At 60.0% G+C, this 715-nt stretch carries 2 protein-coding genes; both read left to right on the top strand.

What is annotated here, in order from left to right; translation table 11 throughout:
* Positions 1-356 (top strand): DNA-directed RNA polymerase subunit beta (locus QM600_RS29480; protein WP_502943138.1); only part of this gene is annotated, 356 nt, incomplete at its 5' end.
* Between the two features lie 115 nt (positions 357-471).
* Positions 472-715 (top strand): hypothetical protein (locus tag QM600_RS29475; RefSeq protein WP_283265318.1); only part of this gene is annotated, 244 nt, incomplete at its 3' end.

The following is a 715-nucleotide window of genomic DNA, read 5'->3' as shown; positions in this document are numbered from 1 at the left end:
AGTTCGGTGGCCAGCGCTTCGGTGAGATGGAGTGCTGGGCGATGCAGGCCTACGGTGCGGCTTACACGCTGCAGGAACTGCTGACCATCAAGTCGGACGACGTGGTCGGTCGAGTCAAGGTGTACGAAGCCATCGTCAAGGGCGAGAACATCCCGGAACCCGGCATCCCCGAGTCGTTCAAGGTGCTCCTCAAGGAGCTCCAGTCGCTCTGCCTCAACGTGGAGGTGCTGTCTTCGGACGGTGCTGCCATCACGATGGCGGACGGCGACGACGAGGACTTGGAGCGAGCTGCAGCGAACTTGGGCATCAACCTGTCCAGGAACGAAGCAGCGACGGTCGACGACCTCGCGAACTAGGTTTCGGTCCCCGGGTTGCTCTTCGGAGCAGCCCGGGGGCGTAGTTCACATTTGAATTGGCAGTCAGGTTGCCGGGTAACCGGCAACCGTAACCCCAACGGGGAAAGGAAGTTACGTGCTCGACGTCAACTTCTTCGATGAACTCCGCATTGGCTTGGCCAGTGCAGAGGACATCCGCAATTGGTCCTACGGCGAGGTCAAGAAGCCGGAGACCATCAACTACCGAACGCTCAAGCCTGAGAAGGACGGACTCTTCTGCGAGAAGATCTTCGGCCCCACCCGGGACTGGGAGTGCTACTGCGGTAAGTACAAGCGTGTCCGCTTCAAGGGCATCATCTGTGAGCGTTGTGGTGTCGAGG

This window comes from Rhodococcus sp. IEGM 1379 (genome assembly GCF_030056815.1).
Taxonomy (GTDB): Bacteria; Actinomycetota; Actinomycetes; order Mycobacteriales; family Mycobacteriaceae; genus Rhodococcus_F.
The sequence above is the reverse complement of the archived record's forward strand: the minus strand, read 5'-3'. Positions and strand labels throughout refer to the sequence as shown.